General features: G+C 47.7%; 5 protein-coding genes. All 5 read right to left on the bottom strand.

Annotated features, from left to right (window positions below; translation table 11 throughout):
- On the bottom strand, window positions 1–1,028 hold a 1,028-nt coding region (locus tag Q0668_RS00795), incomplete at its 3' end, for a hypothetical protein (protein ID WP_298858962.1).
- A 32-nt stretch (window positions 1,029–1,060) separates the two neighbouring features.
- A complete protein-coding gene (locus Q0668_RS00790) occupies window positions 1,061–2,095 on the bottom strand; it encodes a succinylglutamate desuccinylase/aspartoacylase family protein (protein ID WP_298858960.1) in 1,035 nt (344 codons plus the stop codon).
- Between the two features lie 43 nt (window positions 2,096–2,138).
- A complete protein-coding gene (locus Q0668_RS00785; protein WP_298858958.1) occupies window positions 2,139–3,257 on the bottom strand; it encodes a mandelate racemase/muconate lactonizing enzyme family protein in 1,119 nt (372 codons plus the stop codon).
- 48 nt (window positions 3,258–3,305) lie between these two features.
- Entirely contained in the window at window positions 3,306–4,709 is a 1,404-nt protein-coding gene (locus Q0668_RS00780; RefSeq protein ID WP_298858956.1) for a DUF1501 domain-containing protein, read from the bottom strand.
- A 20-nt stretch (window positions 4,710–4,729) separates the two neighbouring features.
- Window positions 4,730–6,453, bottom strand: a 1,724-nt coding sequence (locus Q0668_RS00775) for a DUF1553 domain-containing protein (RefSeq protein WP_298858954.1), incomplete at its 5' end; no start/stop codon positions are given.

Below are 6,453 nucleotides of genomic sequence, written 5' to 3'. Positions count from 1 at the left end.
CTAATGGCAGCTGAGAGAATTCCGGCGACCACCAGACCTTTGATACCGGGCTCCAAATATTGGTTGGCAAAATATGGAAAAAGTTGGTCAGCTTTCGAAGGATCTGTAATCTCTGGAACCAGCACGCGACCCATGACTCCCATCAGCGCAGTGCCAATCATGATCGGCATAATCAGAAAACAGCCCAGCAATGCCGCCATTTTCATATCCCAAAGAGAGCGTGCCCCCATCAGGCGCATGGTCTGAGTATGATTGACGGTATAATAACACAGACCGATAATCGTCCAGCCGATGACAAACAAATAGGGTGATGTGGAATTGCTATCCTGAAATTCTCCAATATGTAGCCAGTTAATGAGGGGTTGCCCATTTTCGTCCGCTGTCTGAGATAATTTTTCAACGGTTGCAGTCCAGCCTCCACTGGCAACCCAGACCGCGCGGAATATGGCAATGCCACCTGCCATCATGATCAGACTCTGTAACGCGTCCGTCCAGACAACGGAGGTCAACCCACCCCAGGTTGTATAAGCGGCCGTAAAAATGACCAGCAATACAATTAAGGCCCAGCATTGTACCGGTGAAATATCAAGGATGCCTTGCAGCATTAGATAGATTGACCAGATCATCAGCCCCAGCATTGTTGTTCGGTACTGAATCTGAATGAGCGCACTAAAGGTCCGGATTGATTTTCCGTATCGTGTTTCCAGATATTCCGCGTTGGTAAAAAAACCACCTCGATAGAGGGCAGGCACGACAAAAAATGCGGCTACAATCGCACCAAAAACACTGGCGATAGTATAGACCGCGATGATGTGCATTCCGTGATTGTAAGCGAAACCGGTTAAAGAGATGGCATCTGCATTGTCAACACTGGTAGCGAAAATAGAGAGCCCCAAACCCCACCAGGGAAGGGAACGCCCTCCCAGGAACCAGTCACTACTGGATTTGGTTCCACGGGCCAGATAGAAGCCGAACGCAATGACCGATCCATTTAGAATGAAAACGATAAACCAGTCCAGCAAACTCATGCGAATGATCCCTGTTGTTGTGAAACGTGTGGTTATTCAAATGTTTTCAGAACTGCTTCTTCGACATCATGGGCCAGACAGAAAAGAATATCTCCCTGGCTGGTTAAAGTGGGAGCACGGTGCGCAATGGCGATGCCGTCAGAATTGGCCTGTATGATTGTTGGGTCTCGGTCGGGACGCTCAAGGAAATAGAGCGCTCCCAAAGGTTGGCCTTCGGAAACGTCGGTTCCCACATCCACGAAACTTTCAAAGAGTCCAGATTCGGGGGCAAAAATGTAATCTTCTGCATCGAGTGCCTGTATCCAACGGGTTGGCGGAAGCCCTAAATCGGCGCGGCTTTTTTCTTCACCGGCTAATACTTTCAAATGAATCAACACATTATTGAGTCCGTCCTGGGAGAGTCGATGTACGGGAGCACTGGTTACTTCGCCACCTCCCATTTCGGTTGTGACTACGGTTTTTCCCATGTTTTCTGCTTCGACGGGTAAGAGTCCTTTACCGGCGATATCTGCATAGAGGAAAGAAAAATCGGTGTTGTATGCCCGTGTTGCTAATGCCATTCGGCGACGTTGTTCCAGATCATCTACGAGATGCATGTGAGCACACGGATAAAAATAGACTCCGCGTCCACCGGTATGCAGATCGATGACGACATCAACGCGAGGAAAAATTTCGGTTGTCAGGTAGTGAGCCATGATGTCGGATGCTGTTCCGTCTGCATTTCCAGGGAAACAGCGATTCAAATTCTTACCGTCGAGGGGTGAGAGTCGTGTGGCTGCTTTCGCTGCAGGGATGTTGATCGCGGGGATGAAAATAATGCGCCCCGAAATATTTTCTGTCTTGAGGGATTTCATTAGTTTCATAATGGCAATCTGTCCGGGATATTCATCGCCGTGATTGCCTGCCATGAGGAGTACCGTTGGGCCTTCTCCTTGAGCTATTGTGGCAATGGGGATTTGCAACTGCGCCCAACCACTGAGATTATAAGAGAAGGGGATATTCAGGGTGCCCCATTGCATTCCTGGTTTATCAAAATCGATTTTTGTACTTATGGGAGATTGAGACATGGTGTTGATTCTATTTAATAAGGGGAAAAATAAACTGCTGTGATTAATTTGATTCTGAGACAATGTGTGCAGAGACGAAGTCTTCATTGAGCGTGATGCCCAGACCTGGTCTATCGGGAACCTGGATGATACCATTTTCCGCTTGTACTTTTTCGAGCGTCAATTCGTGTCTGAGAGGTTCATCTTCTACACAGTCTTCAAATATGAACGCATCTTTACAGGTTGCCAGCCAGTGCAGGCTCGCCGCGACGGTGATGGGGCTGGTATAGCAATGATTGCAGGGACGCGCACCAATTTCAGCGATTCGATGTTTTAGATACGTGGCTTCCGAAAAACCGTTGCGTGCCAGATCAATTTGGAAAACGTCCAAGGCTCTTTGATCGAGATAAGGACGGAATGATTCGCGTCCACATTCTTCTTCACCGGCGGCGATCGGAACGGGAGAGCGATCTTTCAACCAGGCATATCCGGCGACATCGTGGGGGAAGAGTGGTTCTTCGAGCCAGCCTATATTGTATTCAGCAAAGGAGTGTGCTCGTTGCAGAGCGGTCCTGGCGTCCCAGACGCAGCCGGCATCGATCAATAAAATACCATCTCCCATACCTTCGCGGGCTCCAGCGACAAGTTCCAGGTCAAGTTTTTCTGACTCGCCCATCGGTTCCCAACCAAATTTTACGGCTGTGTAACCATTTTCGATCCAGCGTTGGGCGATGTCACATGTTTCCCGACCATCCCTGCCGAACAGGATGGATGCATAAGCCTGGAATTCGGTGTGGTGTTGTCCTCCCAGGAGACGATGGATTGGTTCGTTGAAATGTTTCCCTTTCAAATCCCAAAGCGCCATGTCAATGGCAGCCATGGCGGTGATGGTGACACCGGTTCGGCCAAAGTACATGGTGTGCCGATACATTTTCTGCCAGAGTCGTTCTGTTTCCAGTGGGTTTTCACCTATGAGAAGTTCTCTTAATCCACACGCGACATTGTGACTATAGGGGGCATCGATGACTGCTTTGACGACTTCCGGGGAAGAATCTGCTTCACCAATACCTTCCAGGCCGGTGTCGGTTTTAATTCGCACTAAAACGGAGTCCTGGCAACTGGCTGTTTTGTTAGTGACGGAACCTGATCGTAATATTTGACAAGTGATTTGTTCAATTTTCATGGAAGTTAATTACCTTGAGTGTAGAGTGTGATTAAAAACATCATTGTACTAAGCAAGAATTTCTTTTATGACACGGCCGTGCACATCAGTCAAACGGAAATCTCTACCTGCATAGCGGTAGGTGAGTTTTTCATGATCAATGCCGAGCAAATGCAGCATTGTGGCGTGCAGGTCATGCACGTGGACTTTATTTTCGGATGCGGCGAACCCTGTTTCATCGGTGGCACCGTGTACGTGCCCGCCTTTGACACCGCCGCCTGCCATCCACATACTGAAGCCATAGTGATTATGATCGCGGCCACTCATTGCGGGAAGTTCTGCGACGGGTGTTCTGCCAAATTCGCCTCCCCAGAGAGTCAGGGTGGAATCGAGCATTCCCCGTTGTTTTAAATCCTTCAGAAACGCGGCGATGGGTTGATCCCATTGTCCGCAAAGCTGTCTCAGGCCTTTTTCGATACCACTATGGTGATCCCATGCCTGACCTCCACTGTGCCAGACCTGAATAAAGCGGACTCCTTTTTCCAGTAAGCGGCGGGTCATTAATAATTGTCGTCCTTGTAAACCGTCGCCATACATTTCATGGATGTGTTTTGGTTCTTTTGAAAGATCCAGGACATTCGACGCTTCAAATTGCATGCGATAAGCTAATTCGAACGATTGAATTCTCGCTTCGAGTAAGGAATCATGTCCTCGTTGATTTAGATGGCGCTGATTGATTTTCTGTAAGAGGTCGAGTTGTCGTCGTTGACGTTCGGGAGGTTGAGGGTTATTGATGTTTTCGATTAATCGGGAGATAACAGTCTCTTTTGTATCGAGATGAGTTCCCTGAAAAGAACCTGGCAAAAATGCAGAACGCCAGTTTTTGGGGCCGACTACCGGAAAACCATTGGGGCAGAGTACTACGAAACCGGGCAGGTTTTCATTTAGCGATCCTAAACCGTAATTTACCCAGGAGCCAAAGCTGGGGCGGGGGAGCGCATTATCGCCGCAGTTCATTAAAAGTAGTGAAGGTTCATGATTCGGGATATCGGAATGCATTGAACGAATGATGCACATGTCATCAATGTGTGCGGCTGCTGTTTTTTGAAATAGCTCACTGACTTCGATTCCTGATTCGCCGTACTTTTTGAATTGAAAAGGAGAGCTCAGGGCACCTGCCGTCTTTCGTTCCGTGGGCAAACTGGGGTTTGGCAACGGTTTGCCGTGGAACTTTTTCAGTAGTGGTTTGGGATCAAAGGTGTCAACGTGTGAGGGGCCTCCATTCATAAAGAGGTGCACGACTTGTTTGGCCTGTGCAGGATGATGTCTGGTGATCGCCCCTGAACTGTTTGATGCCTGTGCGTTTTCTTCTGACGTCAGTCCTGCTAAAGCCAGCATGCCCATTCCCATGCCGGTTCGTGTCAGCATTTCGCGTCTGGAAAGAGGGGGTAAGTTTTGTGTGATGTCATTCATGTTTTCTGCTTTTCGCTGATTCAATCGATAAACTGAAATTCATTGGATAACAATAGAATCTGGGCCAGGCTTTGCCAGGGAGTTATTTGTACTGAGTCGGGTTTTCTGAATTCTTTGGAATAGTTCCATTTTCGTGGAGGCGTTTGTTTTATGTTCGTCTTAGATGTGGTTTCTATTTCAAGAGGTAACATCGTGATTTCCGGAGACCAGACAAAGGAGTCATATCCCAGATGATCAGCGATATCGACAATAAAATCGACGGCGTCATTTTTTTTCAGGATGATTTTATCGAGATTGGTTTCCACCGATTTCTGGTGAATCTTCCATGGACCCAGCATCAGTTTACCGTCGACCAGGATACGTCCACGAATACCGTTTCCTTGTTGCATTTCGTGTTTGAGAATTCCTTTTATGGATACAGCCATTGCTTCAGGGGCGCGCCAGCGAATCACGGCAACATGCTGCATGTTATTACCTGGGTGGCCTCCTGTGGAATCAAGAAAGACCCAGCCAATTTTTGGATCAGGTAAACGCTCTCCCCCCTGGAACTGTTTTCCGTTCCAGTAAGGGAGCGTGTTAAAGTTCAATAGTTTTTTTGACCCTTGATCGTAAGCACCATAGCCATACTCCCATAGTGAAGCAGTTGACTCTGGTTTTTCCGGGAGTTGGTCAGCTTCCAGAAACTTCCGCATTTCAAGGAACTCTTCCTGATTTGGTTCTCGTTGCAAAATTTTCTGATAGAGTTGTCGGATTCCAATTGTAGGATTGGCAGCCTGTTCCGCTTCTTTTCCTAGAATCGCAGCAGATTTCAGGACTAAGGGGTGGTTCATGAGGAACAGAGATTGCCCGGGAACCGAGGTTGAGTTTCGGCTTCCACTACTGACATCGGGCGAGGGGAAATCGAAAGTGCGCAACAGGCCAGGAACACGTTGTCGGTCGATGGAAGTATAAATTGTTCTGCGTTTGTTGGAATTCAACGTGATTCCATTGATTGATTTTCCCCCGAATTTAGTATCGAGCTGGTGGCTTACCTGGAGTAATGTGTCACGCATCGTTTCAAAGTCCTGACGCCGACGATTCATTCTCCATAATAGCTTGTTCGCAGGGTCTATTTTCTCGCCGAGTGCATAAGAAATACTTTGTTGTTGATACGTGGCTGACTGCATGATATAGCGATGCAGTTTTTTAATGGACCATCCATTGTGCATGAACCAGCTTGCCAGATGATCCAGAAGCTCGGGATGAGAAGGGGTGGCTCCTTGAATTCCAAAATCGCTGGGTGTTGAAACGATTCCTCTGCCGAAGTGATGCTGCCAGACACGATTCACAATGACTCTGGCAGTCAGCGGGTTTTGTGGGGAAACGATTGCTTGAGCCAGTTCCAGTCTTCCACTCCCTCGTGTGAATGGTTTGCTGGAGAGCTGGTCGAAAAAAGTTAAATATCTTCTTTGAACGGTGTGTGCGGGTGTACCTGGATTTCCCCTTTTAAAAACACGTGGTTCAATAATTTGTGTGGCATCCTGTAGCGATAACATTTGTGCCAGTTCGACGGGTGCTTCAGCGCGGGCTTTGTCCAAAGCATTGTTCAGTTCTTTGACTTTTTGTTGTAATTTACGATCCGGAAACAATTTTAAAATCGTATAGCCGTGCAGGGGGATCATTAATGGCGAATGCGGACTGTAAAACGCTGCTAGATAAGCTTGTTTATGAGGTGCAAAATGTTTTCGTTGTTTATTTCTTCCGG

Source organism: uncultured Gimesia sp., assembly GCF_937910335.1.
In the GTDB taxonomy this organism is placed as follows: domain Bacteria; phylum Planctomycetota; class Planctomycetia; order Planctomycetales; family Planctomycetaceae; genus Gimesia.
The sequence above is the reverse complement of the archived record's forward strand: the minus strand, read 5'-3'. Positions and strand labels throughout refer to the sequence as shown.

Bases quoted from the DNA above. Each gene is read 5' to 3' on its own strand.
- Q0668_RS00790 (WP_298858960.1), bottom strand. From the start codon at position 2,095: ATGTCTCAATCTCCCATAAGTACAAAAATCGATTTTGATAAACCAGGA.
- Q0668_RS00785 (WP_298858958.1), bottom strand. From the start codon at position 3,257: ATGAAAATTGAACAAATCACTTGTCAAATATTACGATCAGGTTCCGTC.
- Q0668_RS00780 (WP_298858956.1), bottom strand. From the start codon at position 4,709: ATGAATGACATCACACAAAACTTACCCCCTCTTTCCAGACGCGAAATG.